A 26,155-nucleotide genomic window follows, 5' to 3' on the forward strand; every position below is an offset into this window, starting at 1 on the left:
CCGCCCCCCGTCCGTGCGGGGCGCCGGGCCCCGCACGCCTCCGCCGGCCCCGCGGCCGTCAGCTCAGCAGGGGCAGATACCCGCCGATATCGGACCGCTCGCCGCTGGCGCTGACGGCCGCGGCCTCCCGCGCCTCGGCCCAGGTCGTACGGCCGGTGGCCAGCCGGATCCAGGTCAGCGGGTCGGTCTCGACGACGTTCGGCGGGGTGCCGCGGGTGTGCTTGGGGCCCGCCACGCACTGCACCACGGCGAACGGCGGGACGCGCAGCTCCACCGATCCGCCGGGGGCCCGGTCCGCCAGGACGTCGGCCAGCAGGCGGGTGGTGGCGGCCACGGCCTGGCGGTCGAAGGGGATCTCCCGGCCGGTGGCCGCGGCCAGGTCGTCGGTGTGCACGACGAGTTCGACACAGCGGGTGACCAGGAGGTCGGCCAGGGTCATCGCGCCGGGGCGGGAGGCCAGCAGCCGGTCGTCCGGCAGCGGCAGGACGGCCTCGGCGAACTCCACCGCGGTGCGCTCCAGCAGCGCCGCGGGGTCGTGGGCGGCGGCCAGGGCGCGGGTGCGCTCGTCGATGCCGGAGGCGAGCCCGGCGGCCGCGGACGGCCACTCCAGGAGGGTGGCCTCGGCCCGCGCCGGGACCGGGTGCTCCAGCGCACGGGCCAGGCTGCCGAGCGTCAGGGACAGATGCGCCACCAGCTCGCGCACCGTCCAGTCACCGAGCCGGGTCGGCAGCGCCAAATGGCCGGGCGCGAGCGCGCGTACGGCCTCCTGGACATGGGCGAGCTGGGCCGTGACGGCCGCACGGGTCTTCTGCGGGTCGTACCGGCGCGGGCGCGGTTTCCGGGCGGCAGGTGACATGGACGCCAGCCTACGAGGCACCACTGACAGTCGCGCCCGGATCCCGGCGGGCTCGGGGCCCGCCGCTCCTGCCGGGCCGCCAACTCCGGTCGCTCTTAGGGGAGTTCAGCGCCAGAAGCCCGCCGCGCCGACGCGTGCGGCGGACCGTATCGGCGGACGCGGCGGCCCGGCGGCCGGCGTTCAGCCCCCCGGTGCCGTCAGCGGCCCCCCGGCGTCGTCAGCCGCGCCCCGGCCTCGAATATCTCGCCGGTGCGCGGGACGCCGGTGCCGTGCCAGGTGAACGGGGTGCCGTGGGCGGTGCGCGGGTCGGCGGCGTCCATGAGCTGGAAGTGGACATGCGGCTCGCTGCTGTTGCCGGAGTTGCCGCACCGGCCGAGGGTCTCCCCCACCCGCACCCGGTCGCCCGTGCGGACGGTGAGCGAACCGCGGCGCAGGTGCGCGTAGAGCGCGTGGATGCCGCCGCCCAGGTCGAGGATCACATGGTTGCCGAGCATCCAGCGGGCGCCGCCGAGCGTGCGGACCGGTCCCTCGACGGCGAGCAGATAGGCGGCCGCGGGCCAGGACGTGCGGCTGAGATGGTCGCGCCGGCCGTCCTCGGCCCGGACGACGGTGGCGTCCGCGACGGCGAGCAGGGGCGCGCCGAAGGCCGGGAAGGCCTCGTTGCGGCGGGCCGGCGGCCACCAGCCGAAGCCGGGCCTGGCACCCGGCTCCGGTTCCGCCACCACGTCGATGGCGTAGGCCTGCCCGAAGGACCAGGTGTCATGGCTGGGGACCTTGTCGGCGGGGCTGTTGAGGGCCCGCCAGCGGCCGCTGACCGGCGCGGCGACCGCCACCGGGGCGGGGGCAGCGGCCCGCAGGGCGTCCGCCTCCCCGCGGGCCGCGCGCCGGTTCACCCCGCATTCGATCAGCACCCACAGGCCGAGCGGCACCCAGATCCACCAGCGCGGGAAGTCGGCGAGGAAGCTCGCCGCGAACACGGCGAAGACGGCGAACAGGCAGGCGCGGGCGGCGAGCACGGAGAGCCTCCGCACCGTGGTGGACTTCATTCCGATTCCCCCTGGAGTGATGGTGGCCGGGCAGGGCCGCCGGGCGACGGCCGCCCCGGCGGCGGTACGGCGCGGTCGGCGCGGAAAAACGGCGACGGCCCGTCCCCATGATGGGGCGGGCCGTCGGACCGTCAGCGGGGGCGGTGCGCCCCCGGGCGGTCTCAGGCGATGAGACCCGGGATCGTCGCCTCGTGGGCCTCCTTCAGCTCCCCCAGCGGGATGCTGAACTGGCCCTGGACGTCGATCTCCGCGCCGTCGACCACACCGATCCGGGTGGCCGGCAGCCCCCGCGCACCGCACATGTCGGTGAAGCGGAGTTCCTCGCTGCGCGGGACGGCGACGACCGCACGGCCCGCCGACTCCGAGAACAGCAGCACGAACGGGTCCTGGCCGTCCGGCACCACCACCCGGGCGCCCTTGCCGCCGCGCAGGCACGACTCCACCAGGGCCTGGATCAGACCGCCGTCGGAGAGGTCGTGCGCGGCGTCGATCATGCCGTCGCGGGAGGCCGAGATCAGCACCTCGGCCAGCAGCCGCTCGCGCTCCAGGTCGACCCGCGGCGGCAGCCCGCCGAGGTGCTCGTGCACGACCTGGGACCAGGCCGAACCGCCCAGCTCCTCGCGGGTGTCACCGAGGAGGTAGAGCAGCTGGCCCTCCTCCGCGAAGCCGATCGGCGTGCGGCGGTTCACATCGTCGATCACGCCCAGCACCGCGACGACCGGGGTCGGGTGGATCGCCACCTCGCCGGTCTGGTTGTAGAGCGAGACGTTGCCGCCGGTGACCGGCGTGCCCAGGGTCTGGCAGGCGTCCGCGAGACCGCGGGTGGCCTCGGCGAACTGCCACATCACGGCCGGGTCCTCGGGCGAGCCGAAGTTCAGGCAGTCGGAGACCGCCAGCGGCTTGGCGCCGGACGCGGCGACGTTGCGGTAGGCCTCGGCCAGCGCCAGCTGCGCGCCCGCGTACGGGTCGAGCTTGGCGTAGCGGCCGTTGCCGTCCGTGGCGAGCGCGACACCGAGGTTGGTGTCCTCGTCGATCCGGACCATGCCGGAGTCCTCCGGCATCGCCAGGACGGTGTTGCCCTGCACGAACCGGTCGTACTGGTCGGTGATCCACGCCTTCGAGGCCTGGTTGGGCGAGGCCACCAGCTTCAGGACCTGCGCGCGCAGCTCCTCGGCGTTCGCCGGACGGGCCAGCTTCGCGGCGTCGTCGGCCTGGAGGGCGTCCTGCCAGTCGGGGCGCGCGTAGGGGCGCTGGTAGACCGGGCCCTCGTGCGCGACGGTGCGCGGCGGGACGTCGACGATCTGCTCGCCGTGCCAGAAGATCTCCAGCTGCGAGCCCTCGGTCACCTCACCGATGACGGTGGCGATGACGTCCCACTTCTCGCAGATCTCCAGGAAGCGGTCGACCTTGCCGGGCTCGACGATCGCGCACATGCGCTCCTGCGACTCGCTCATGAGGATTTCCTCGGGCGAGAGGGAGGAGTCGCGCAGCGGGACGGTGTCCAGCTCGACGCGCATACCGCCGGAGCCGGCCGAGGCCAGCTCGCTGGTGGCGCAGGACAGCCCGGCGCCGCCGAGGTCCTGGATGCCGTCGACCAGGTCCGCCTTGAAGATCTCCAGGGTGCACTCGATGAGCAGCTTCTCCTGGAAGGGGTCGCCGACCTGGACCGCGGGCCGCTTGGCCGGCTTGGTGTCGTCGAAGGTCTCGGACGCCAGGACCGAGACGCCGCCGATGCCGTCGCCGCCGGTGCGGGCGCCGTAGAGGATGACCTTGTTGCCGGCGCCGGACGCCTTGGCGAGGTGGATGTCCTCGTGCTTCATCACGCCGATGCAGCCGGCGTTGACCAGCGGATTGCCCTGGTAGCAGGGGTCGAAGACGACCTCGCCGCCGATGTTGGGCAGGCCCAGGCAGTTGCCGTAGCCGCCGATGCCCGCGACCACGCCCGGCAGGACGCGCTTGGTGTCGGGGTGGTCGGCCGCGCCGAACCGCAGCGGGTCGACGACGGCGACCGGGCGGGCACCCATGGCGAGGATGTCGCGGACGATGCCGCCGACGCCGGTGGCCGCGCCCTGGTAGGGCTCGATGTACGAGGGGTGGTTGTGGGACTCCACCTTGAACGTCACGGCGTAGCCCTGGCCGACGTCGACGACACCGGCGTTCTCGCCGATGCCGACGAGCAGCGCGTCGTTCTCCGGGGCCTTCTCACCGAACTGCTTGAGATGGACCTTGCTGCTCTTGTAGGAGCAGTGCTCGGACCACATGACCGAGTACATGGCGAGTTCGGCGCCGGTGGGACGGCGGCCGAGGATCTCGCGGATGCGCTGGTACTCGTCCTGCTTCAGGCCGAGTTCGGCCCACGGCTGGTCGGTGTCCGGCGTCTCGGCGGCGTGCTTGACGGTGTCGAGAGTCATACGTTGACCAGCTTCTTCAGGATCGAGGTGAAGAATCCGAGGCCGTCGGTACGACCCGTACCGATCAGCGGCTCCACGGCGTGCTCGGGGTGCGGCATGAGGCCGACGACATTGCCCGCCTCATTGGTGATGCCGGCGATGTCGCGGAGCGAGCCGTTGGGGTTGCCGTCCAGGTAGCGGAAGGCGACCCGGCCCTCGGCCTCCAGCATGTCGAGCGTGCGCGCGTCGGCGACATACCGGCCGTCGATGTTCTTCAGCGGAATGCTGATCTCCTGCCCGGACGTGTAGTCCGAGGTCCAGGAGGTCTCCGCGTTCTCCACCCGCAGCTTCTGATCGCGGCAGATGAAGTGCAGATGGTTGTTGCGCAGCATGGCGCCGGGCAGCAGGTGGGTCTCGGTGAGCACCTGGAAGCCGTTGCAGATACCGAGGACCGGCATACCGGCCTTCGCCTGCTCGATGACGGTCTCCATCACCGGCGAGAAACGGGAGATCGCTCCGGCCCGCAGATAGTCGCCGTAGGAGAAACCGCCGGGCAGTACCACGGCGTCGACCTGCTTGAGGTCCTTGTCGCGGTGCCACAGCGGCACCGCCTCGGCTCCGGCGACCCGGACCGCGCGCTGGGTGTCGCGGTCGTCGAGCGTGCCGGGGAAGGTGATGACTCCGATGCGCGAGGTCATGAGTCGACCCGCACGGTGAAGTCTTCGATGACGGTGTTGGCGAGGAAGGTCTCGGCCATCTCATGGATGCGAGCGAGGGCGGCGTCGTCGACCGGACCCTCCACCTCAAGTTCGAAACGCTTGCCCTGACGGACGTCGGCGATCCCCTCGAAGCCCAGGCGTGGCAGTGCGCGCTGCACCGCCTGCCCCTGCGGGTCGAGGATCTCCGGCTTGAGCATGACGTCGACTACGACGCGTGCCACTGGCACTCCCGGTGGTGTGGTGCGTAAGGCGGTGTCCTCACAGTACCGTGTTCGAAAATCTACGCGCATAGATATACGCTGCGCCCCATCACGGTCCGGTATCGACGAGAGTGCAGCTCAGGAAAAATTCTCGAAAAGATCCGGGGTCCGGATTGCGGGAAGACACGCTGACAAAATTAACTGGGCTTCACAATGCAATGCCCATCGCTGTACAAATGAAAAAGCATTGATCCCAATCAGCCGGATCCGGAGCATCACCCCATGTCAACAAGGGGTCGCTCCACGAAAGGACCGATATCCGTGGCGCAGCGCGTAGTAGTAACGCTCTCCGATGACATCGACGGAGGAGAAGCCGCAGAGACGGTCGCCTTCGGATTGGACGGGAAGACGTACGAGATCGACCTCAATCCAGCCAATGCGAAGAAACTGCGCGGCGCCCTCGCTCCGTTCGTCGAGGCCGGCCGCAAGCGGGCCAAGTCCGGCAAGGCCTACCACCGGACCGCGGTGAACCCCGATCCCGCGGCCGTCCGCGCCTGGGCCCGCTCCCACCAGATGGACGTCCCGCCGCGCGGGCGGATCCCCAAGAAGGTGTACGAGGCCTTCAACGCCGCCAACCACTAACCGACTTGCCGGCGTCCCCCGGGCCGGGCGCAGCCGACTTGCACAGCACCCCTACTGATCAGCTAGAGTCTGGAGCACGCCGAGGGGCGAGGCCGACAGGCCGGACCTCACGGAGTCACGCGGGTGTAGCTCAGTAGTAGAGCGCCCCCTTTCCAAGGGGGAGGCGCAGTGTGCAATCCCTGTCACCCGCTCTGACTGCTCGACCGGTCCTACGGATCAGGTAGAGTAGCTGTCGCGCCGCTCGGTGAAAGCCGAGTGGATGCCTGCGGACGTAGCTCAGTTGGTAGAGCGCAACCTTGCCAAGGTTGAGGTCGCGAGTTCGAGCCTCGTCGTCCGCTCAGAATAAGAAGGCCTCGGTTCTCTGGACCGGGGCCTTCTGCATTTCTGAAGCCACGTCACACACTCCCTTCACTTCCCGCACTCCCGGCACCTGACTTTTGCCTCGGCCGCGAGGGCGAGCGCACCGCCCGGTCCGTGATCCGGCGAAACGCCGGGCTCGTGAACACCGGGAAGAAATCCCTCTCGATCCCCGCCCGAAGCGCCACCCCCGGCGCATTGTGAGCGACGTCACCGGACGACGTGGGTGCCCCGGCGCCGCCGCCCGCCGACGGAAGGCGGGCCGTCCCGGAGCCGAGCCGTTCGAACGGGCAGCAGGACCACCAGGCCGTGCGCGGCCCCGACTTCGCCGCGGTGGTGTGGCGGTGACCACATCTCCGCGGGTCGAGGTGCCGGGCCGCCGGTCGACGGGCCTGACCGGTCACGGCCGGCGGGGGCGTCCGGAGCGGGTGCCGGCGCGGGCGGACGGGACTCTGTGCCGACGACGGTTCCGGCGCGGCGGACGCCCGGGAGCATCCGCACGGTGCGCGCCGGGAGGCGTTGCGGCGAACCGGAGTTGGCGGACGAGGTGATCGGCCGCCGCAGGTTTTCCGACGACCGTGCGGGAGGCGGAGGTGCGGAATTCGCCGTGGCCGAGGCGCCCGTCACGGGGAGCGCGGAGCGGGCGTCGCGGTCACCGGGGGCGGTGCGCGACCGGCTCTCTCGGCCGTCGCCGCGCTCGGTGCGGGGAGCCGCCACGCGGTGGCGGGGCTCGCCCACGGGTGAGGTTGGCTATAGTGGTCCCCGCACCGCGCGGCGGCGCCTGATTCCAGGAGCCTTGTGCGGCGCATGCGGACGTAGCTCAGTTGGTAGAGCGCAACCTTGCCAAGGTTGAGGTCGCGAGTTCGAGCCTCGTCGTCCGCTCAGCGGAAGAGGGCCCCGGTCGGTAGGAATACCGACCGGGGCCCTCTTCGTGCGTCCGGGCAGACGCGCGGCCGGGGACTACGTCCAGGGAAGACCCGTGAGGCGCTCGTAGGCCTCGGCGTACTTGGCGCGGGTGCTCTCGACGATCTCGTGCGGGAGGGCGGGCGGCGGCAGCGTGCCCGTGCGGTCCCAGTCCGCGGCGGGCGAGGTCAGCCAGTCGCGGACGAACTGCTTGTCGAACGACGGCTGGGCGCGGCCCGGCTGCCACAGGTCGGCCGGCCAGAAGCGCGAGGAGTCGGGCGTGAGGACCTCGTCGGCCAGGGTCAGCCGCTCGCCGTCGAAGCCGAACTCGAACTTGGTGTCCGCCAGGATGACGCCGCGCTCACGGGCGATGTCGCGGGCCCGGCCGTAGACGGCGAGGGTGGTCTGCCGCAGCTCGGCGGCGACCTCGGGACCGACCTGGCGGGCGACCTCCTCGTAGGAGACGTTCTCGTCGTGGTCGCCGACATCCGCCTTGGTGGCCGGGGTGAAGATCGGGGCGGGCAGCTCGGAGCCGTCCACGAGGCCTTCGGGCAGGGCCAGCCCGCAGACCGTACGGGTCTGCCGGTACTCGGCCAGGCCCGAGCCGGTGAGGTAGCCGCGGGCCACGCACTCGACGGGGACCATGTCCAGCGACTTGCAGACCAGGGTGCGGCCCGCCCAGTCGGCGGGGGCGCCGGCCGGGACGTCGGTGGACAGGACGTGGTGCGGGACCAGGTCGGTGAGCTGCTCGAACCACCACAGGGACAGCTGGGTGAGGATCCGCCCCTTGTCGGGGATCTCGGTGGGCAGCACCCAGTCGTAGACGGAGGTGCGGTCGCTGGCGACCATGACCAGCTCGCCGGCGGCGTTGCGGTAGAGGTCGCGCACCTTCCCGGTGTGGAGGTGGGTGAGCCCGGGGACCTCCACCGGCTCAGGCTTTTCTACAAAACCGGGCACGCTTCCTCCGCGTAGGTTGATCCAGGAGTCCCCTCGATTCTCCCTCACGCCGGGCGGTGGTGACCGGCGGGGGCCGGGTGCGCCCGGCGGCGGCGGTCGCCCGGTGGCCGCGGAGGCGCGGTCACCGGGGCGCGGCCGCTCGCCGCGACGGGCCGTAAGGCAACGTTTCTGCCGTCCTGGGCTGCCGCGTTCAGTCGCGTTTGCAGATGCGGTCGAGGAGGTTGGCGGTGGCGCGCTGGACCCGCTGGTCGACATGGCCGGGGCGGTCGAGGGCCGGGGACCAGGCGAAGGTGCCGGAGGAGAAGACCCAGGCGCCGCTGGGGGCGCGGTAGAGGGAGGTCTCCTGATGGCGGCGGGCGCCCTCGCTGTCGCGGTAGGGGGAATGGGCGAGCAGGATGCGTTCGCTGTGGTCGGGGAGGCTGGTGCGGGGGAAGTAGCGGTCGGCCTCGCCGGCGACCAGGCCGGGCAGCTCGTCGCCCTCGTGGGCGCCGGTGGCCTCCCACAGCCAGTGGTCGCCGTTGCGGACGACCAGGGGCGCCGGCTCGGGGACCCGGCCGGCGTACTGAATGCCCATCAGCCGCTGCTCGGGGTCGCCCAGCTCGCGCCAGAGCGCGGGACGGCCGGGCCCCTGCCGCTTGCGGCACTTCAGCAGCGAATCCGGGCCCGAGGGCGAGGGGGAGAGCTCGACCTGCCAGTACATGGTGTTGGCGGACAGGAAGACCAGGGAGGTGCCGTTGTCGCGGGCGCTCTCGACCGTGCGGCGCATCGGCACCGACCAGTATTCGTCGTGGCCGGGGAAGACCAGGCCGCGGTAGCGGGACGGGTCGACCCGGCCGGCGTGCAGATCGCGGGCGTCGGCGTAGGCGAGGTCGTAGCCGTAGCGCTCGGCCCAGCGGATGAAGTCGTAGGCGTGGCCGACATGGAGGGGCAGTCCGGCGCCCGCGTAGGGGCGGTTGAAGGAGACGGTGGTGGCGGCGTCCCCCTCGCCGAGCAGCGCGCCCTCCTCGTCCCAGGCGTGGTACAGGCTGGCGCCCGTGCGGCCGTCCTCCGGGTAGAGGTTGTAGGCCTGCCAGGTGATGTCGGGCAGCAGCAGGAGGAGGTCTGCGGGCTGGTTGTCGCGGACCGTGAAGGGGATGTGGGAGCGGTAGCGGCCGTCGGCGGTGGTGAGCACGGCGACATAGGCGCCGAGGTTCCAGTAGGTGGGGACCTGGAGGCGCCAGGACAGCCACCAGTGGTGGCAAGTGACCGTGCGCTCGACGGCCATCGGGGGCGGCTGGACGATGCCGGCCAGGCGGGGGCTGGTGGTGACCTTGTGGGCACCCGTGCCGCCGTAGTGGCCGATGCGGTAGATGTCGATGCTGAACGGCTGCGGCGGGTCGACCGAGACGCGGAAGTCGATGGCCTCGCCGGGGGCCACCGCGCCGGTGCCGGCGAAGCCCTTGATCTGGCGGTGCACGTCATCGGCGGTGCGCGGGCCGTTGTGCTTGTGCGGCACCAGCTCGCGCAGATCGCCCCGGGCCACGGCGGGGTCGACGTACCAGGGAACGATGCGGCCGGATTCGAAGTACGTCTCGCTGCCGCGCAGCCAGGGCAGCGGGCCCTGTCCGAACGGGTCCGTGACCGCGTGCGCCAGCGCGCCCGACTCCCAGCGCCTGATCTGATCCGTCGCCACCTTCCACTCCCCTCCCGCATCCCCCGTCGGTCCGGGCCGACGGGCCGGTGCTGCGTCCGGCTGAGCGGACCCGGCCGGCCATCCCCCAGCACATCACATTACGCACTCACTTCGTCACCCTTCGTCGTGAATTTAGAGGGCACCGCCCCCGAAATGCGAACTGGAAGGGAACATTCAGCCGGTGGGGCGAGCGGCCCCGGGTCTCCGGCGCGGATCTCGCTGCCCGGTTCGCCTCCTCACGGCGGGGTTGCGGGCAGCCGCGGCCGTCGAGTCATACCAGCCGGACCGGCTTCTCGGGGCGCACGCCGACGGTCGTCAGCCAGCCGCGCAGCGGCCCGTCGTCCCCGTCGTCGACCAGGCTGAGCACCGGGCGGCCGAGGTCGGCCCGGCGGGCGCCGTCGACCAGCAGCGCCGGGCCGTCGAGCCAGTCCAGCCCGGGGGTGGCACCGGCGGTGTCGACGGCGGCGCAGCAGACCATGGCGGTGACGTGGTCGGCGAGGAGTTCGCGGCCGGTGCGGGGCGGTTGCAGCGGGAACAGCGGCAGGCCGCCCTCGGCCAGGCCGTCGCCCCAGGCCACGCCGATGGCGGCGTCCTGCTCGCGGCTGCCGCGGGCGGCCTGGCGGGCCGCCTCCTCGCGCTCCTCCCGCTCGACCTCCGCGCCCAGCCGGGCGGCGACCAGATCGCCGGCCCGCTCGTCGTGGGCGAGCCGGTCGATGACGCGGGCCAGGGTCGGTCCCGGGGCCGGTGCGGCCGCTACGCGGTCGGCGGGCGGCGGGCCGCCGTCGGGCGGGCTCACGGCCGGGCCGCCGTCCGTCCCGGGCGCCGCCGGGCGGTGGCCGGCGGGCGCGTGGGCGGGGGTGTGGGCGTACGAGAGGGGGGCCGCGGCGGGGTCGGGGGCCTCGGGCGGGGGCGCCGCGAGCGCGGTCGCCGGAAGATTGTCGAGAACGCGATGGAGGCGGGCGGCCTCCAGACGCCATTTCCGGTCCACGACCTCTTCCGGATACTGCTGCCAGCAGACCGGTGACCAGTCGGGCCCCGGTTCGGCGGGGCCGCCGTGGAAGAGCCGGGCGGCCAGCAGGGAGGCGGCGCGGTCGATGGCGCCCGGCTCCTCCAGGAGGTCGCAGGCCGGGCGCTCGCCGAGGCGGGAGGCGAAGCCGTCGGCGAGGCGGTCGCGGCGGGAGAGTTCGGTGAGGGCGGAGACCACGCCGGCGTCCAGCCGGGAGGGCCAGCGGCCCATCCGCCAGGCGGGCAGCGCGACCCGGGTCAGCAGCCGGTCCCAGCCCGCGTAGGCCAGGCCGACCTGCTCCTGGGCGACGATCCGCAGGCCGTAGTCGACGTTCTGGGCGCGCTCGGAGGCGGCGGCCGCGACGGCGCGCTCCATGATCGTGGCGTGTTCGCGGCCGGCGCGCAGCAGCAGCCGCGCCACCCGGCCGACGAAGCGGAGCGGAAGGCCGTGCAGCCGGCCGCCGGTCCGGGCGGCGACCGCGACGGCGGCGTCCAGGCCCCGGATGAACCGGCGGGCGGCGGCTATGTCGGGGTGCGCGGAGGGGCCGGTGCCGGCGACGACGGGGGCCAGCAGGGCGCGCAGCTCGGCGACCCGCATCCACCACAGGAACGGGGAGCCGATGACCAGGACCGGCGCCTCGGGGGCCCGGCGCCCGGCGCCGTCCGCCCGGCGCAGGCCGCGCGGCGGGCCGTGGGCGCGGTGGGTGCGGTCCTCCAGCCAGCTGTCGCAGTCCGGGGTCAGCGCTATGGCGGAGGGCGCGGGGACGTCCAGGCGCTCGGCGAGATCGCGGACGAGGCGGTAGAGATCGGGGGCCGACTTCTCGGAGATCGGCACGGACGGGCTGAGGGCGGGTCTGGCGCGCGCCACGACGACGGTGACCAGCGCGGCCAGCAGCAGGCTGACCACGGCGGCACCGCCGGCGATCCAGCCGGCGAGGTCCCAGCCGGCGCCGAGCCGCCCGGTCGCCCGGCCGGCGAACAGCACCACTGCCACAGCCGCGGGCAGCAGCGCCACGGCCCTCGCCGTGCTGCGGATCCGCAGCACGGCGAGGGCGCGGGCACGCGCCGCCAGGACGCCTGTTTCGGGACTTGCCACGAGCCTGTACACCCCCTGCTGTCCTGACGGAGCCGGACAAAGAGAACACGGGACGGACTACGAGAGATGCGCGTCGGTGGTGCACGCGAGGGCACACCACCACTGTGGCACCGGCCACTGACATCGCAATGCCGGTGAGCCAGTTGCCGGACGCCGCCGCGGCGGGTGTGCCGGATTCCGGCACGGCCACCGCAGGACGCTTGCGCGGCACCCTAGTTGGGGGGTGTGCGCCCCGTCAGCGGGATCTGCGGTGCGGTCACCCGATGGAATGGCTTTGGGCAAAGCCGGGAACCGGTGCCGGGAGGGTGTGGGCGGTGCGCGCTTCGGCCCTGTCTGCACCCACAACGACAGGGGCATATGCCACGGTATGTGACATATGCCCCAGAAGAGATCTCGCCGGCCGGAGCGGGAGCGCCCGGCGCGCCCGCGTCCGCTCCCGCTACGCGCCCGGTGCCTGCGCCGCCTCGTCCGCGACCTTGGCGGCGATGTCCGTGCGGTGCTGCGAGCCGTCCAGCCGGATCCGGTCCACGGCGCGGTAGGCGCGCCGGCGGGCGGTCGTGAGGTCGGCGCCGACGGCCGTGACGGACAGCACCCGGCCGCCCGCGCTGAGCACCGCGCCGGAGCCGTCCGCCTTGGTCCCGGCGTGCAGCACGTACGCGTCCGGGGCGTCCTTCTCGGCGACCTCGGCCAGGCCCTCGACGGGGTCGCCGGTGCGCGGGGTGTCCGGGTAGTTGTGCGAGGCGATGACGACCGTGACGGCGGCGTCGTCGTGCCAGCGCAGCGGCGGCAGGGCGGCGAGGTTGCCGGTGGCGGCCGCGGTCAGCAGCCCGCCGAGCGGGGTCTGCAGGCGGGCGAGGACGACCTGGGTCTCCGGGTCGCCGAAGCGCGCGTTGAACTCGATCACGCGCACCCCGCGAGAGGTGATCGCCAGGCCCGCGTAGAGCAGCCCGGAGAACGGGGTGCCGCGGCGGCGCAGCTCGTCGACGGTGGGCTGCAGGACCGTGGCCATGACCTCGTCGACCAGCTGGGGGTCGGCCCAGGGCAGCGGGCTGTAGGCGCCCATGCCGCCGGTGTTGGGGCCCTCGTCGCCGTCGAGGGCGCGCTTGAAGTCCTGGGCGGGCTGGAGCGGGACGACGGTCTCGCCGTCGGTGACCGCGAAGAGCGAGACCTCGGGGCCGTCGAGGAACTCCTCGATGACGACGCGCTCGCAGGCCAGTGCGTGCGCCCGGGCCGCCTCGACGTCCTCGGTGACCACGACGCCCTTGCCGGCCGCCAGGCCGTCGTCCTTGACGACGTACGGCGACCCGAAGGCGTCCAGGGCCTCGTCGATCTCTTCCGGGGTGGTGCAGACATAGCTGCGGGCGGTGGGGACGGCCGCGGCGGCCATCACGTCCTTGGCGAAGGCCTTGGAGCCCTCTAGCTGCGCGGCCTCGGCCGAGGGGCCGAACACCGGGATGCCGCGGTCGCGGACGGCGTCCGCGACGCCCGCCACGAGGGGGGCCTCGGGGCCGACCACGACCAGATCGGCCGCCAGGTCGGCGGCGAGTTCGGCGACGGCCGTGCCGTCGAGGGCGTTGACCCCGTGCAATTCGGCCACCTCGGCGATGCCGGCGTTGCCGGGAGCGCAGTGCAGCGCGGTGACGTCGGGGTCGAGGGACAGAGAGCGGCACAGGGCGTGTTCGCGGGCGCCGCCGCCGATGACGAGGACCTTCACGGTGGCAGCCTAGACGAGAGCGCCGGGCCGCCGGACCCCGGCCGGGTCCGGGCGGCGGGCGGGCACGAAGCGGCCGGAAACCGCGCGTCGCCGCGGCGGCAACTCTTTCGGGTGAGTTGCCCGATGCCCCTATACCCGACATGGCACTCCTTCCGGGCGGAAAGAGCGTGATCGTGGGGCCGACGCCAGCCGTTCGGCGGTAGGAAGGAGGCTGCGTGCACCGACCGTCCCGCATGACACGCGTGCCTCGCACGCATCGGAAGAGAGCTTTGGAGAGGGAGTGCACGGGTGAGTCAGCCGGAGATGCAGCCCGAGGGACCCCCTCGGGAGGGCGGCAGCCCCACGCGGGAGAACGGCCGCCGGGCCTCCGGCCGCCGGGATCTCGCGGGGCGGGTCTTCCCGCTCGGCGACTGGGGTGAGCCGGCCGACCGGCTGGACGCGCTCTACCTGTGGACCGAGGAGGGCGCGCTGCGCGCCGCCGACTGGTACCTGCACGACCGGCGGGGCAAGCGGCGCGGTGCGCGGGTGCTGCGGCTGGGGGCGGCGGCCGGGGTGACGGTGGGCGGGGCGCTGCCGCTGCTGGATCTGGCCGGGGTCTGGGCGGGCGCGGCGCCCTGGGGCTGCCTGTCGCTGCTGCTGGCCGCGGTGTGCGTGGGCGCCGACCGGTACTTCGGGGTGACGGCCGGCTGGATGCGGGACCTGGCGACCGCCCAGGCGATCCACCGCCGGCTGGAGGCGCTGCAGTTCGACTGGGCGGCGGAGAGCGTGCGCGAGGTGCTCGGGCCGGCCGAGGGCACCGCGGGCGAGGCGGCGGAGCGCTGCCTGGGCCTGCTGCGGCGGTTCACCGAGGACCTCGCCGAGCTGGTGCGGGCCGAAACCGCCGACTGGATGGCGGAGTTCCGGGCCGGGCCGGTGCCGCAGGCCACGCTTGCGATGGTGCCGTGGGCCGCCGCGCCGCGGCCCGAGGGCGCGGCGCCGCAGGCCCGGTATGCGCTGCCGCCGCCGGGCGCCCGCCCGAACATGCCGCGGCAGCGGCCGCCGGAGTCCCCGCGCTGACCGCGTCCGTACGGCGCGGCGGGAGCGCCCGGGGCCGCTCCCCCGGCCCGCTCCCGCCCCCGCCGTTCCGGGTCAGCTGAAGACGATCATGGAGCCCTGGCCCAGGCTCCGGGTGGCGGCCGCGTGCAGCCCGAGCCAGACGTGCCGCTCCCGGGCGAACGGGCTGTCGTCCAGGGGCACCGCGCTGGCCCGCTCCTCCAGTGAGGTGGGCCCGGCCGGCGGTGCGGGCGCGGCCGGCGGATTGGCCGGATCGATGCCCAGGGACGGCGCGACGAGTTCGAGTTCGCGCAGCAGCCCGTGCGAGGAGCCCAGCGGGCCGCCGCCCTCCAGCAGTTCGTCGTTGGCCAGCGGATGCGGGAAGTCGACCGGGACATAGGCGCCCGCGTGGTCGTAGTGCCACACCAGGTGGGACTCCTGCGCGGTGGCCTCGAACATCTCCAGCAACTGCTCGTAGTCGCCGCCCAGTTCGTCGACCGGGGTCACCTCCAGGCCGCACAGCCGCAGCAGGTAGGCGCGGCGCAGGAAGTGCAGGGCGTCGTAGTCGAAGCCGGCGATGGGCGCGACGTCACCGGAGAGCCCCGGCATGTAGCTGAAGACCGGGACCGGCGGCAGGCCCGCTTCCGTCAGGGCCTTGTCATAGGCGGCGATCTCTTCGGAGAACGGGTTGTCGGGGCTGTGGCACAGCACATCGACGAGGGGTACCAGCCACAGGTCACATGCCACGAGTGTGGGCTCGCTTCCGGTCGGGGGACTAGGACTCCGGCGCACGTACGCTACGGGTACGGCCCATTACGGCCGACGGTCGGGACAGCGTAGTGCTAGCCGCGCGTTCCGACGAGAGCGAGGGAGTGCTCGTTGTACTCCGCGATCAGCCGCTGGGCGGTGGGCAGATCGTGGTGGATCAGCGCGTCGGCCAGCGCGCCGTGCCCCTGCCACAGATGGCTGCGCAGATCGGCCTGGCGGCGCAGCAGCGGCACGGCGAACATCCAGGTCTGGACGCGGATCCGGTCCAGGAAATCGCTGATGTAGGCGTTGTGCACGATGCCGCTCAGCTCGCGCCAGAACCGCAGGTCGTAGCCGATGAGCACGTCGAGGTCGCCGGCCCGGGCGGCCCGTTCGGCCTCGTCGGCCCGGCGGCGGATGGAGACCAGCACCCCGGCGGGGGTGGCGCGAAGCGCGTGGTCGGCGCCGCTGCGGAAGATGCCCTCGATGATCAGCGTGCGGGCCTCGACCATGGCGCGGAAGTCGTCGGAGGTGAAGGCGTGCACCTTGTAGCCGCGGTGCTGTTCGACGTCGAGCAGGCCCTGGGCACACAGATCGAGCAGCGCCTCGCGCACCGGGGTCGCGGAGACGCCGTACTGCTCGGCGATCTCCTTGACGGTGAAGGGGTGACCGCACGGCAGCCGGCCGGCCAGGATCTCGTCGCGCAGCGCGTCGGCGATCTGCTGGCGCAGGGTGCTGCGTCGTATGACTGAGCTGTCTCCGCCGGCGGCCATCGTCTGCGTCTCCTTCGACGTCCCTGACCGCGCAGGTGGGAGCGGCCCCCGCCCACGATAGGCGAGGGCCACGGCGGGCCGCCGGGCGAGGGCACCCTTCGAGTGTCCCGCGCGGCGGCCGTGACCTGCGGTTTCCGTGCGGGCGGGCGCCGCGGGGCGAGGGCCTCAGACGGTGTGGGCGTCGGCCGCCGTGAGGGCCTGGTCGAGGGCGGCGAGGCCCTCCTTGGCCTCGGCCTCGGTGACCGTGCAGGCCGGGACGACATGCGTCCGGTTCATGTTCACGAACGGCCACAGCCCGCCGCTCTTGCAGGCCGCGGCGAATTCGGCCATCGGAGCGTTGGCGGCGCCGGACGCGTTGTAGGGGACCAGCGGCTCGCGGGTCTCCTTGTTCTTCACCAGGTCCAGGGCCCAGAAAACGCCCATGCCGCGGACCTCGCCGACCGACGGGTGGCGTGCGGCGATCTCGTGCAGCGCGGGGCCGATGACCGTCTCGCCGATCTCGGCGGCGTTCTCCACGATCCGCTCCTCGGCCATCGCGTTCATGGTGGCGACGGCGGAGGCGCAGGCCAGGGGGTGGCCGGAGTAGGTCAGACCGCCCGGGTAGGGGCGCTGGTCGAAGGTGGCCGCGATCTCGGCGCTGATCGCCACGCCGCCCAGCGGCACATAGCCGGAGTTGACGCCCTTGGCGAAGGTCAGCAGGTCGGGGGTGACGCCGAAGTGGTCGGCGGCGAACCAGGCGCCCGTGCGGCCGAAGCCCGCCATCACCTCGTCGAGGATGAAGACGATGCCGAAGCGGTCGCAGATCTCGCGGACCCCGGCGAGGTAGCCGGCCGGCGGGACCATGATCCCGGCGGTGCCGGGCACGGTCTCCAGGATGATCGCCGCGATCGACTGCGGGCCCTCGAAGGCGATGGTCTGCTCCAGGTGCGCGAGGGCGCGCTCGCACTCCTGCTGCTCGTTCTCGGCGTGGAAGGCCGAGCGGTAGAGGAACGGGCCCCAGAAGTGGATCACGCCCGCGGAGGCGGTGTCGGAGGGCCAGCGGCGCGGGTCGCCGGTCAGGTTGATCGCGGTGGCGGTGGCGCCGTGGTACGAGCGGTAGGCGGACAGCACCTTGGCGCGGCCGGTGTGCAGCCGGGCCATCCGGACCGCGTTCTCCACGGCCTCCGCACCGCCGTTGGTGAAGAAGATCTTGTCGAGGTCGCCGGGGGTGCGCTCGGCGACCAGCCGGGCGGCCTCGGACCGTACGTCCACGGCGAATCCGGGCGCGATGGTGCACAGCTTCGCGGCCTGCTCCTGGATCGCCGCGACGACCTTGGGGTGCTGGTGGCCGATGTTGGTGTTGACCAGCTGGGAGGAGAAGTCGAGGTAGCGGTTGCCGTCGTAGTCCCAGAAGTACGAGCCCTCGGCGCCGGCGATCGGCAGCGGGTCGATCAGGCCCTGCGCGGACCAGGAGTGGAAGACGTGCGCGCGGTCGGCGGCCTTGACTGCGGCACCGGCAGCGGGGTCGGCGGAGGCGGAGGGCGTCGTGGTCACGGTCAGTACCTCGGATCGGGTCGCTCGGGTCCGCCGGGGGATGGGCGCGGCGAACGTCCTCAGCGTAGGGAGCACGGACACCGGTCGATACCGACACTCTGTATGGCGCTCACCACCCGCGCGGACACATTGTCTACGGGCCGGGGGCGAATCCGGCGATCGGAAGGGGCGGCTGGTCAGCCGGGGACGGCCGGGGCGCGGGGCGGTCAGACGGGCGCGGGCCGTTCAGCCGCCCGTAGGGAACACCGTCCGCACCACCCGCCCCCAGGGGTGGGCGGTCAACTCCGGGCGCAGCGCCGCCAGGCCCCCGCAGTAGACGGGGAAGTCCTCCACGCATATCCCGCGTTCGGCCAGCAGCCGGTCCGCCTCCCCCGGCCCGCCCGCGGTCCGGCTCCGTACGAGGACCAGCCCGCCCTCGGCGCGCACCGTGTGGCCGGTCTCCACGTCCCGGCAGCGCAGCGCCGCGTCGCAGACCAGGCGCTGGCCGTCCGCGGCCAGGACGGCCCGGGTGCGCTCGGTCTCCAGGACGCGGCGCAGGCCGTCGGGGGCCGCGAGGCCGCCGGAGCGCTCCAATACGGAGGCGAGGAAGCGGCGCGGTGCCGGGCCGAGCACCGCATCGCCCGGCAGCAGCGGCCGGCGGTGCGTGACCGGGGTGCCGCACCGTCCGGTGAGCGCAATCTCGATCTGCCGCTCCCCGGTGTCCGCGCAGTGCCACTCCCGGATCGTGTGGCGCGCCCGGCGGTCCGGCCGGTGCGTGTGGAAGGACCGCAGGCCGGGGGTGTCGTAGTAGACGGCGCGGCACTGGAACCAGCGGCGGCCGTTGACGCACAGCGCCACGAACCCGCCGCCGGGGCCGCGCCGTTCGGTGAGTACGGCCGCCACGGCGGTGAAGACCTCGACCGGGACGAGGTAGCTGCGGTCGCACGGGGCGGGGCGGGCGGCCCGTGCCTGGACGTCGGCGAGCGGCGCCGGACGTGCGGCCATGGCGGCGCGGGCGAGGGCTCGTACGGCGGGGATCACTCGGTCTCCTTCGGCGTGACGTCGGAGGCGTTGCTGTCGGAGGCGTCGTCGTACGCGTTCTACGCCCTGCGGGCCCCCGGGAGTTCCGGGACGCGGAAACCGGCATCCGTCATCGCCGGGTCTCGGACAAAGTCGGCCGGTTGTGACACCCCGCCGACCGCCGCGGACCGCTCCGGCGAGCAATTGACAGCACCCTGTCGTAGTGCCAGGATGCTGTCATACGGGCGCTGTGCCGCACCGGCACCGGGCCCGGAAGCCGGGGATCCCGCCGCCGACCGAGGAGCTCCCATGACCGACCCCACCGCATCCCACGCGTCCACCGCCCTCACCGTGCACGTCGCCGCCTACGACACGCTCGCCGACTGGGAGTGCGGCCACGCCCTCGCCCATCTCCGGGACGGCGGCTACTTCCGCCCGTCGCGGCCGGCGTACGCCGTGGCCACCGTCGCCCCCGCCGCCGGCCGGCCGGTGACGACCATGGGCGGGCAGCGGATCACCCCCGATCTCGCGCTCGACGCCCTGCACCCCGGCGACAGCGCGCTGCTGATCCTCCCGGGCGCCCGGCTCTGGGACACGGGCCCGGAGCTGTCGCCGTTCGCCGACAAGGCCCGGGAGTTCCTCGCCGCGGGCGTACCGGTCGCCGCCATCTGCGGGGCGACCGCGGGGCTGGCCCGGGCCGGCCTGCTGGACGACCGCGCGCACACCAGCGGGGCCGCCGGGTACCTCGCCGCACAGCCCGGCTACCGGGGCGCCGGCCACTACCGCGAGGCCGACGCGGTGCGCGACGGCGGGCTGATCACCGCGGGCCCGACCGAGCCGGTGGCCTTCGCCCGGGAGATCTTCGCCGCTCTCGACGTCATGGAGCCGGCGACCCTCGACGCCTGGTACCGCCTGTTCGCCCGCTCCGACGCCGCCGCCTTCCCCGTGCTCCAGTCGGCGGCCGCGGCCCGCGGTGGCGCCGCATGACCGCGCCCCGGCCGCACGGGTCAACGGGCGACGCGCAGGAGGACCCGGAACTCCGCGGCCCCGCGCTCCTCAGCCGTACCGCCCTCGCCGTCTTCCACCTCAACGGCCGGCTGCTGTCCGTCGCCGACCACCTCGCCCGGCCGTCCGGGCTGACCGCCGCCTGGTGGCAGGCCCTGGGCGCCGTGCTGCCCGAGCCGCTGTCCGTGGCCGGGATCGCCCGCGCGATGGGCATCACCCGGCAGAGCGTGCAGCGCATCGCCGACCTCCTGGTCGACCGCGGGCTGGCGGAGTACCGCCCCAACCCGGCACACCGCCGCGCCAAGCTCCTCTCCCCCACCGCGGCGGGCCGGGCCGCCGTCGCCCGGATCGCCCCCGGCCATGCCGAGTTCGCCGCCCGGCTGTCCGAACAGCTCGGCGGCCCGGACGAATTCCGCCAGGTCATGGCGTCCCTGGAGCGGCTGTCGGGCGCCCTGGACGCCCTCGCGGAGGACGACGGGATCCCCCCGGCCGCGCACGGATGAGACCGCACCGGGCCCCGCTCGCCCTCCCGGGGCGACACGTGCCCCCTACAACGGCGAACAGCCGCGCACCCACCCCACCGGGGAGTGGATGCGCGGCTGTCCGCGTCCGCTGTCCGCGTCCTTGCCGTTCCGGCCGTCCTACGACAGGAACGAGTTGATCTCGATCGTCTCGTCGCGGCCGGGGCCGACGCCGATCGCGGAGATCGGGGCACCGGACATCTCCTCCAGCGCCTTGACGTACGCCTGGGCGTTCTTCGGCAGGTCGGCGAAGGACTTGGCCTTGGTGATGTCCTCGGACCAGCCCGGGAGCATCTCGTAGACCGGCTTGGCGTGGTGGAAGTCGGTCTGCGAGTAGGGCAGCTCCTCGACCCGCTTGCCGTCGATCTCGTAGGCGACGCAGACCGGGATCTGCTCCCAGCCGGTCAGCACGTCGAGCTTGGTGAGGAAGAAGTCCGTCAGGCCGTTGACGCGGGTCGCGTAGCGGGCGATGACCGCGTCGAACCAGCCGCAGCGGCGGTCGCGGCCGGTGGTCACCCCGCGCTCGCCGCCGATGCGGCGCAGCGCCTCGCCGTCCTCGTCGAACAGCTCGGTCGGGAACGGACCGGCGCCGACGCGCGTCGTATAGGCCTTGAGGATGCCGATGACGCGGCTGATCTTGGTGGGGCCGACGCCCGCACCCGTGCAGGCACCGCCCGCGGTCGGGTTCGAGGACGTGACGAAGGGGTACGTGCCGTGATCGATGTCCAGCAGCGTGCCCTGGCCGCCCTCGAAGAGGACCACCTTGTCGTCGTCCAGCGCCTTGTTCAGGATCAGGGTGGTGTCGGCGACATAGCCCTTGATCTTGTCGGCGTAGCCCAGCAGCTCCTCGACGACCTGGTCGGCCTCGATGGCGCGGCGGTTGTAGAGCTTGGTCAGCAGCTGGTTCTTGACCTCGAGGGCCGCCTCGACCTTCTGGATGAGGATCGACTCGTCGTAGAGGTCCTGCACCCGGATGCCGACGCGGTTGATCTTGTCGGCGTAGGTCGGGCCGATGCCGCGGCCGGTGGTGCCGATCTTCCGCTTGCCGAGGAACCGTTCCGTCACCTTGTCGACGGTGATGTTGTACGGCGTGATCAGATGCGCGTTACCGCTGAGCAGCAGCTTGGACGTGTCGACGCCGCGCTCGTTGAGTCCGCTCAGCTCGGAGAGCAGGACCGCCGGGTCGACGACGACACCGTTGCCGATGACCGGGGTGCACCCCGGCGAGAGGATTCCGGAAGGGAGCAGGTGCAGTGCGTACTTCTGGTCGCCGACGACGACCGTGTGGCCGGCGTTGTTGCCGCCCTGGTAGCGCACCACATAGTCCACGGAGCCACCGAGCAGATCGGTGGCCTTTCCCTTGCCCTCATCACCCCACTGAGCACCGAGCAGCACAAGTGCGGGCACAGGCGTACACCCCTTCCGGGCGGGGCATGTCCAACGTGCGTGGATGGCGACAACGTGCGTGTTCACGCGTACGTCATCGCCGGAGCCGTCGGACCGGTGCCCCGGAATAGACGAAGCCCCTGGCGCAATAGCGCAAGGGGCTCTTGCACCGAGATGCTACCTGAGGAAGGACCGAGGTGTCGGCGCAGCCTTCTGGGCACTTTCCCGTGGACTCCGTTCGGGGGTACCCCCTGCTCGTGGTCATCGACCCGGTCGCCCGCAGTACCGACGGCGAGGCCGTGCGGATCGCGAAGGATGTCCTGTGCGCGGGTGCGGGGGCGAAAATCTGCCTCCCGGAGGGCCCGGAGGAATTCGCGCGGATGCTGGCCCGGCGCGGGCAGCGGCGGCCGGTGGTGATCGGCGACGACCGGGCGCTGCTGCGCGTGGTGGGCCTGCTGCACAAGGAACGGGAGCTGGCCGCGGTGCCGCTGTCGATGGTCCCGGTCGGGGCCCCGGCCGGCGTCGCGCTGAGCCGCGCCCTGGGCATCCCGACGGACACGGTGGCCGCCGCCCGGGCCGTCCTGGACGGTAGCGAGCGCCCGATGGACCTGCTCACGGACGACAGCGACGGCATCGTGCTGGGCAGCCTGCGCATCCCGTGCGGCGAACCGGCCCGGCCGGGCCACGGGGCGTCCGTGCCCCGGCAGTCGTCCCCGGCGGATGCGGCGGACCCGGCGGACCAGGTGGATCCGGCAGATCCGGCGGCGCCCCGGGGCGGCCCGGTGGACCCGGAGGATCCGGCCGACGGGGACGCCCCCTGGTGGCGGCCGTACGCCCGCACCGCCCGTACGGCGCTGTCGCTGCTGGCCGCACCGGCGGCCGGGCGTCGAGCCCTCGGATCCGGCGACGGCCGGACGGGCGGACGGCGCGCACGGGTGCCGGGGCAGCGGCTGCGGATCGAGGCGGACGGGGTGCTGCTGGCCGATCTGGACCGGCCGGTGCGCGGGGTGTCGGTGGTGCCGGGCGGCCGGGCCGGGAGCGGTTCCGGGGCGGGCGGCGGCGGTGAGCTGGCCGAGGTCGTGGTCCACTGGCCGGGCGGCGGGCGGTCGGTGCGCACCCGGGCGCGGGCCGTGACGGTGTCCGGCGCGGACTTCCACTACCGGGCGGACGCCCTGGTCGGCGGCCCGGTCCGGACCCGTACGTGGACCGTGCAGCCGGCGGCCTGGCGGCTCCAGCTGCCGCGGGACTGAGGCGGCCTCCCGAGGCGCAGCAGAAACGGTCCCTCAGCGGGCGGCGTCCTCCAGCTCGGCCCGCATCCGGTCGCGGTGCTCGCGCCAACGCTGGAGCAGCCCGGTGAGCTCCGTCTGCAGGAACTCGAAGAACACCAGCGTCTCGCCGATCCGGCGGCCCGCGGGCGAGTCCTCGCCGAGGCTCACCACGCCCTCGCGCAGGGTGCCCTCCCAGCGGGTGAGGACGTTGTCGCGGCGGGCCAGCGCCTCGTACCACTGGTCGCTGTGCACGCGGTAGCGGTCGCGGCGGGAGCCCGGCTCGCGCTCGCGGCTGACCATGTCGACCTGGGACAGGTAGCGGATCGCGCCGGAGACGGCGGCCGGGCTGACCTGGAGGCGCTCGCCGAGTTCGGCCGAGGTCAGCACGCCGGAGTCGGAGGCGAGCAGGCAGGCGAAGACCCGGGCGGACATCCGCTGCATCCCGGCGTCGACCAGCTGCGCGGCGAACCGCTCGACGAACTGCGAGACCGCCTCGTCGTCGCGGGCCGGCCCGGCGGGGTCCGGACGGGTCTCCGCGGTCCGGTCCGCGCTCCGGTGCTGCTCGCTCATGTCCGCATCATCTCCCCTGATCAGCGACGCCCCTCAACTTTATACGCTTTCTTAACTTCACAACTTTGTGAATCTAGCGTACCTTCGAAATCATGACCACGGCAATCTCTCCCGCTCCCGCGATCCGGGTGGACGGCCTGCACAAGTCCTTCGGCCGCACCCACGCGCTGGACGGCCTCGACCTGCGGGTCGGCGCCGGCGAGGTGCACGGCTTCCTCGGCCCCAACGGCGCCGGGAAGTCCACGACGATCCGCGTCCTGCTCGGCCTGCTACGCGCCGACGGCGGCACCGCCCGGCTGCTGGGCAAGGACCCCTGGCAGGACGCCGTCGAGCTGCACCGCCGCATCGCCTACGTCCCCGGCGACCTCACCCTGTGGCGCAACCTCTCCGGCGGCGAGGTCATCGACCTCTACGGGCGGCTGCGCGGCGGGCTGGACGCCGGGCGCCGGGCCGAGCTGCTGGAGCGGTTCGAGCTCGACCCCACCAAGAAGGGCCGAACGTACTCCAAGGGCAACCGGCAGAAGGTCGCCCTGGTCGCCGCCTTCGCCTCCGCCCCCGAGGTCGAGCTGCTCATCCTCGACGAGCCGACCTCCGGCCTCGACCCGCTGATGGAGGAGGTCTTCCAGAACTGCGTGGCCGAGGAGCGCGACCGCGGGCGCACCGTCCTGCTCTCCAGCCATGTGCTGTCGGAGGTGGAGGCGCTCTGCGACCGCGTCAGCATCATCCGCGGCGGACGCACCGTCGAATCCGGCACGCTGGCAGAGCTGCGGCACCTGACCCGCACCTCGGTCGTCGCCGAACTCGCCGGTCCACCGGGCGGATTGGGCGACCTCCCCGGCGTCCACGGGCTGGAGCTGCGGGGGGACCGCGTCTCCTTCCAGGTCGAGACCGACAAGCTCGATGCCGTGCTCGGCGCGCTCGGTGCCTCCGGCGTCCGCAGCCTCACCAGCACCCCGCCCACCCTGGAGGAGCTCTTCCTGCGCCACTACCAGGACGACGCCCGCGGCGCGGCGGTCGCGCGATGACCACCGTGGCCGTACCCCTTCCCGCCCCCGCCGCGCGCGCCCGCCGACTGGCGGGCACCGGGGCCCTGCTGCGGCTGGCGCTGCGCCGCGACCGGGTGCTGATCCCGGCGTGGGTGCTGGGCCTCGGCGCGGTCGTCGCCGGCACCGGCTCGTCCTTCGAGGCGCTCTACGACACCGCCGCCCGCCGCGCCGCGCTGGCCGTCTCGATGAACGGCAACGGCTCGATGCGCGCGCTCTACGGACCGGTGTACGGCGACTCCGTGGGCGGGCTCGTCGCCTGGCGGATGGCCGGCTTCGGCGCCGTCCTCGCCGCCGTGATGAGTCTGCTGATCGTGGTCCGGCACACCCGCGAGGAGGAGGAGACGGGCCGTCAGGAGCTGCTCTGCGCGGGCGCGGTCGGCCGCCGCGCACCGCTGACCGCGGCCCTGCTGACGGCCCTGCTCGCCGATGCCGCGCTCGCCGTGGTGATCGCCGGCTCGCTGGCCGGCTCCGGGCGGCCGGCCGCCGGCTCGCTCGCGCTCGGCCTCGGCATCGGCGCCGCCGGCCTGCTGTTCGCCGCACTGGCCGCCGTCGCCGCCCAACTCACCGAGAGCGCACGGCTCGCCAAGGGCCTGACCGGCGCCGTGCTCGGCCTGGCCTTCGCGCTGCGCGCCGCGGGCGACGCCGGCACCGACAACTCCTCCCCCCTCACCTGGCTCTCCCCGCTCGGCTGGTCGCAGCACCTGCGCGCCTACGCCGGCGAACGCTGGTGGCCGCTCGCGCTGTTCGCGGTGGCGACCGCCCTGGTGGCCTGCGCCGCCTACGCCCTGACCGCCCGCCGCGACCTCGGGATGAGCTTCCTGCCCGCCCGCCCCGGCCCGGCCCGGGCGCCGCGCTCGCTGAGCGGTCCGCTCGGCCTGGCCTGGCGGCTCCAGCGCACCACGCTGGCGGGCTGGACGCTCGGCTTCGTCTGCGCCGGCGGGATCTTCGGCGGACTCGCCAAGGGCGCCGCGGACCTGGTCGGCGGCAATGCGCGGACCCGCGAGGTCGTCGCGCGGATGGGCGGTCAGCAGGACCTGACCGACGCCTTCCTGGCGACGATGGCCGGCCTGCTCGGCTTGGTCGCCGCGCTCTTCGCGGTGGGCGCGGTGCTGCGGCTGCACGGCGAGGAGACCGCCGGGCGGGCCGAGCCGGTGCTGGCCGGCGCGGTCGGCCGGCTGCGCTGGGCGGCCGGTCATCTGGCGCTGGCCTTCGGGGGGAGCGCCGTGATCCTGGCCTTCGGCGGCCTGGCCCTGAGCGTCTCCTACGGCGCCTCGGCCGGCGACCCGCTCGGCCGGACGGGCCCGGTCCTGGCCGCCGCCCTCGCCCAGGCCCCGGCCGTCTGGACGCTCACCGGCCTGGCGGTCCTCGTCCTCGGCCTGCTCCCCCGGGCCGCCCCGGCCGTCTGGGCCCTGGTCGGCGGCTGCCTGGCCCTCGGCTGGGTCGGCCCCTCCCTCGACCTCCCCCGCTGGGCGATGGACCTCTCGCCGTACAGCCATCTCCCCAAGCTGCCCGGCACGGACGCCACCGCCGCCCCGTTCCTCTGGCTGCTGGCGCTCTCCGCGCTCTTCACCGCCGCCGGTCTGGTGGGACTGCGCCGGCGCGACCTCTGCTGATCCGGGGCGGCGCGAGCGCGTCCACAGGGTGTGGATGCCGCGCCCCGTCCCTCCACGCCAGCACATCGGGGCCCCGAAGGCCAGTCACCCTGCGCCATTTCACCT

22 protein-coding genes and 3 tRNA genes are annotated in these 26,155 nt (G+C 73.6%); 10 read left to right on the forward strand and 15 right to left on the reverse strand.

Going from position 1 to position 26,155, the window contains the following annotated elements; translation table 11 throughout:
* Positions 1-58: 58 nt before the first annotated feature.
* From IEY78_RS24230 to purS, 5 genes are all read right to left on the reverse strand, one after another.
* Positions 59-856 (reverse strand): maleylpyruvate isomerase family mycothiol-dependent enzyme, encoded by a 798-nt coding sequence (locus IEY78_RS24230; protein ID WP_189101586.1) that lies wholly within the window; start codon positions 854-856, stop codon positions 59-61.
* 197 nt (positions 857-1,053) lie between these two features.
* The gene (locus IEY78_RS24235; RefSeq protein ID WP_189101587.1) at positions 1,054-1,902 is read right to left on the reverse strand and encodes a M23 family metallopeptidase; all 849 of its coding nucleotides are present in this window, start codon (positions 1,900-1,902) and stop codon (positions 1,054-1,056) included.
* 161 nt (positions 1,903-2,063) lie between these two features.
* Positions 2,064-4,313: a phosphoribosylformylglycinamidine synthase subunit PurL gene (purL, locus tag IEY78_RS24240; RefSeq protein ID WP_189101589.1), complete on the reverse strand. Its 2,250-nt coding sequence runs from the start codon at positions 4,311-4,313 to the stop codon at positions 2,064-2,066.
* Complete coding sequence (gene purQ, locus IEY78_RS24245) at positions 4,310-4,990, reverse strand: phosphoribosylformylglycinamidine synthase subunit PurQ (RefSeq protein ID WP_189101590.1); 681 nt, start codon at positions 4,988-4,990, stop codon at positions 4,310-4,312. Before purQ ends, purL begins: the two co-directional genes overlap by 4 nt.
* Positions 4,987-5,232 carry a phosphoribosylformylglycinamidine synthase subunit PurS gene (gene purS, locus IEY78_RS24250; protein ID WP_006604673.1) on the reverse strand — a complete coding sequence of 82 codons (246 nt, stop codon included), beginning with the start codon at positions 5,230-5,232 and terminating at the stop codon, positions 4,987-4,989. Before purS ends, purQ begins: the two co-directional genes overlap by 4 nt.
* A 300-nt stretch (positions 5,233-5,532) precedes the next feature.
* Here purS and IEY78_RS24255 point away from each other — a divergent pair, with 300 nt between their 5' ends.
* From IEY78_RS24255 to IEY78_RS24270, 4 genes are all read left to right on the forward strand, one after another.
* Positions 5,533-5,853, forward strand: a complete 321-nt coding sequence (locus IEY78_RS24255; protein ID WP_189101592.1) for a histone-like nucleoid-structuring protein Lsr2 — start codon at positions 5,533-5,535, stop codon at positions 5,851-5,853.
* Between the two features lie 119 nt (positions 5,854-5,972).
* Positions 5,973-6,044, forward strand: a tRNA-Gly gene (locus IEY78_RS24260).
* 74 nt (positions 6,045-6,118) lie between these two features.
* A tRNA-Gly gene (locus IEY78_RS24265) sits at positions 6,119-6,191 on the forward strand.
* Positions 6,192-7,019: 828 nt separating this feature from the next.
* Positions 7,020-7,092 (forward strand) — tRNA-Gly (locus IEY78_RS24270).
* A gap of 78 nt (positions 7,093-7,170) precedes the next feature.
* Here the strand turns inward: IEY78_RS24270 and IEY78_RS24275 are convergent.
* The 4 genes from IEY78_RS24275 to purD all read right to left on the reverse strand — a co-directional run bounded on the left by IEY78_RS24275 (position 7,171) and on the right by purD (position 13,557).
* The gene (locus IEY78_RS24275) at positions 7,171-8,070 is read right to left on the reverse strand and encodes a phosphoribosylaminoimidazolesuccinocarboxamide synthase (RefSeq protein WP_189101594.1); all 900 of its coding nucleotides are present in this window, start codon (positions 8,068-8,070) and stop codon (positions 7,171-7,173) included.
* Positions 8,071-8,260: 190 nt separating this feature from the next.
* Positions 8,261-9,742 carry a N,N-dimethylformamidase beta subunit family domain-containing protein gene (locus tag IEY78_RS24280; protein WP_189101596.1) on the reverse strand — a complete coding sequence of 494 codons (1,482 nt, stop codon included), beginning with the start codon at positions 9,740-9,742 and terminating at the stop codon, positions 8,261-8,263.
* A 271-nt stretch (positions 9,743-10,013) separates the two neighbouring features.
* Positions 10,014-11,843, reverse strand: coding sequence for a hypothetical protein (locus tag IEY78_RS24285; protein ID WP_229700144.1), 1,830 nt, complete (start codon positions 11,841-11,843; stop codon positions 10,014-10,016).
* 439 nt (positions 11,844-12,282) lie between these two features.
* Positions 12,283-13,557 (reverse strand): phosphoribosylamine--glycine ligase, encoded by a 1,275-nt coding sequence (gene purD, locus IEY78_RS24290; protein WP_189101598.1) that lies wholly within the window; start codon positions 13,555-13,557, stop codon positions 12,283-12,285.
* A gap of 288 nt (positions 13,558-13,845) precedes the next feature.
* Between purD and IEY78_RS24295 the strand changes: the two genes are divergently transcribed.
* Positions 13,846-14,613 (forward strand): SLATT domain-containing protein, encoded by a 768-nt coding sequence (locus IEY78_RS24295; protein ID WP_189101600.1) that lies wholly within the window; start codon positions 13,846-13,848, stop codon positions 14,611-14,613.
* Between the two features lie 72 nt (positions 14,614-14,685).
* Here IEY78_RS24295 and IEY78_RS24300 read toward each other — a convergent pair whose 3' ends face one another.
* From IEY78_RS24300 to IEY78_RS24315, 4 genes are all read right to left on the reverse strand, one after another.
* Positions 14,686-15,336 (reverse strand): putative DNA-mimic protein, encoded by a 651-nt coding sequence (locus IEY78_RS24300; RefSeq protein WP_189101602.1) that lies wholly within the window; start codon positions 15,334-15,336, stop codon positions 14,686-14,688.
* A gap of 95 nt (positions 15,337-15,431) precedes the next feature.
* On the reverse strand, positions 15,432-16,109 hold the full coding sequence (locus IEY78_RS24305; RefSeq protein ID WP_189101604.1) for a GntR family transcriptional regulator: 678 nt from the start codon (positions 16,107-16,109) through the stop codon (positions 15,432-15,434).
* Between the two features lie 165 nt (positions 16,110-16,274).
* On the reverse strand, positions 16,275-17,642 hold the full coding sequence (locus IEY78_RS24310; RefSeq protein ID WP_189101606.1) for an aspartate aminotransferase family protein: 1,368 nt from the start codon (positions 17,640-17,642) through the stop codon (positions 16,275-16,277).
* A gap of 225 nt (positions 17,643-17,867) precedes the next feature.
* Entirely contained in the window at positions 17,868-18,662 is a 795-nt protein-coding gene (locus IEY78_RS24315; protein ID WP_189101608.1) for a CYTH domain-containing protein, read from the reverse strand.
* 288 nt (positions 18,663-18,950) lie between these two features.
* On the opposite strand from IEY78_RS24315, the gene IEY78_RS24320 reads away from it, so the two are divergent.
* Positions 18,951-19,628 (forward strand): DJ-1/PfpI family protein, encoded by a 678-nt coding sequence (locus IEY78_RS24320; RefSeq protein WP_189101610.1) that lies wholly within the window; start codon positions 18,951-18,953, stop codon positions 19,626-19,628.
* Positions 19,625-20,149 (forward strand): MarR family winged helix-turn-helix transcriptional regulator, encoded by a 525-nt coding sequence (locus IEY78_RS24325; protein WP_189101612.1) that lies wholly within the window; start codon positions 19,625-19,627, stop codon positions 20,147-20,149. The genes IEY78_RS24320 and IEY78_RS24325 overlap by 4 nt, the downstream gene beginning before the upstream one ends.
* 138 nt (positions 20,150-20,287) lie before the next feature.
* On the opposite strand, the gene IEY78_RS24330 is transcribed toward IEY78_RS24325, so the two are convergent.
* On the reverse strand, positions 20,288-21,574 hold the full coding sequence (locus tag IEY78_RS24330; RefSeq protein WP_189101614.1) for an adenylosuccinate synthase: 1,287 nt from the start codon (positions 21,572-21,574) through the stop codon (positions 20,288-20,290).
* Positions 21,575-21,810: 236 nt separating this feature from the next.
* Here IEY78_RS24330 and IEY78_RS24335 point away from each other — a divergent pair, with 236 nt between their 5' ends.
* Positions 21,811-22,803 (forward strand): diacylglycerol kinase catalytic domain-containing protein, encoded by a 993-nt coding sequence (locus IEY78_RS24335; protein WP_189101616.1) that lies wholly within the window; start codon positions 21,811-21,813, stop codon positions 22,801-22,803.
* A gap of 33 nt (positions 22,804-22,836) precedes the next feature.
* On the opposite strand, the gene IEY78_RS24340 is transcribed toward IEY78_RS24335, so the two are convergent.
* Entirely contained in the window at positions 22,837-23,391 is a 555-nt protein-coding gene (locus IEY78_RS24340) for a GbsR/MarR family transcriptional regulator (RefSeq protein WP_189101618.1), read from the reverse strand.
* A 92-nt stretch (positions 23,392-23,483) separates the two neighbouring features.
* Between IEY78_RS24340 and IEY78_RS24345 the strand changes: the two genes are divergently transcribed.
* Both IEY78_RS24345 and IEY78_RS24350 read left to right on the forward strand, forming a co-directional pair.
* On the forward strand, positions 23,484-24,416 hold the full coding sequence (locus IEY78_RS24345) for an ABC transporter ATP-binding protein (protein WP_189101620.1): 933 nt from the start codon (positions 23,484-23,486) through the stop codon (positions 24,414-24,416).
* Positions 24,413-26,050: an ABC transporter permease gene (locus tag IEY78_RS24350; RefSeq protein ID WP_189101621.1), complete on the forward strand. Its 1,638-nt coding sequence runs from the start codon at positions 24,413-24,415 to the stop codon at positions 26,048-26,050. The genes IEY78_RS24345 and IEY78_RS24350 overlap by 4 nt, the downstream gene beginning before the upstream one ends.
* Positions 26,051-26,155: the final 105 nt, after the last annotated feature.

It is taken from the genome of Streptomyces kronopolitis, from assembly GCF_014646275.1.
In the GTDB taxonomy this organism is placed as follows: Bacteria; Actinomycetota; Actinomycetes; order Streptomycetales; family Streptomycetaceae; genus Streptomyces; species Streptomyces kronopolitis.

What these genes read in the sequence shown, in the direction of transcription:
- IEY78_RS24230 (WP_189101586.1), bottom strand. Translation starts at nt 856, where the DNA reads ATGTCACCTGCCGCCCGGAAACCGCGCCCGCGCCGGTACGACCCGCAG.
- IEY78_RS24235 (WP_189101587.1), bottom strand. Translation starts at nt 1,902, where the DNA reads ATGAAGTCCACCACGGTGCGGAGGCTCTCCGTGCTCGCCGCCCGCGCC.
- purL (WP_189101589.1), bottom strand. Translation starts at nt 4,313, where the DNA reads ATGACTCTCGACACCGTCAAGCACGCCGCCGAGACGCCGGACACCGAC.
- purQ (WP_189101590.1), bottom strand. Translation starts at nt 4,990, where the DNA reads ATGACCTCGCGCATCGGAGTCATCACCTTCCCCGGCACGCTCGACGAC.
- IEY78_RS24305 (WP_189101604.1), bottom strand. Translation starts at nt 16,109, where the DNA reads ATGGCCGCCGGCGGAGACAGCTCAGTCATACGACGCAGCACCCTGCGC.
- IEY78_RS24320 (WP_189101610.1), top strand. Translation starts at nt 18,951, where the DNA reads ATGACCGACCCCACCGCATCCCACGCGTCCACCGCCCTCACCGTGCAC.
- IEY78_RS24325 (WP_189101612.1), top strand. Translation starts at nt 19,625, where the DNA reads ATGACCGCGCCCCGGCCGCACGGGTCAACGGGCGACGCGCAGGAGGAC.
- IEY78_RS24340 (WP_189101618.1), bottom strand. Translation starts at nt 23,391, where the DNA reads ATGAGCGAGCAGCACCGGAGCGCGGACCGGACCGCGGAGACCCGTCCG.
- IEY78_RS24345 (WP_189101620.1), top strand. Translation starts at nt 23,484, where the DNA reads ATGACCACGGCAATCTCTCCCGCTCCCGCGATCCGGGTGGACGGCCTG.
- IEY78_RS24350 (WP_189101621.1), top strand. Translation starts at nt 24,413, where the DNA reads ATGACCACCGTGGCCGTACCCCTTCCCGCCCCCGCCGCGCGCGCCCGC.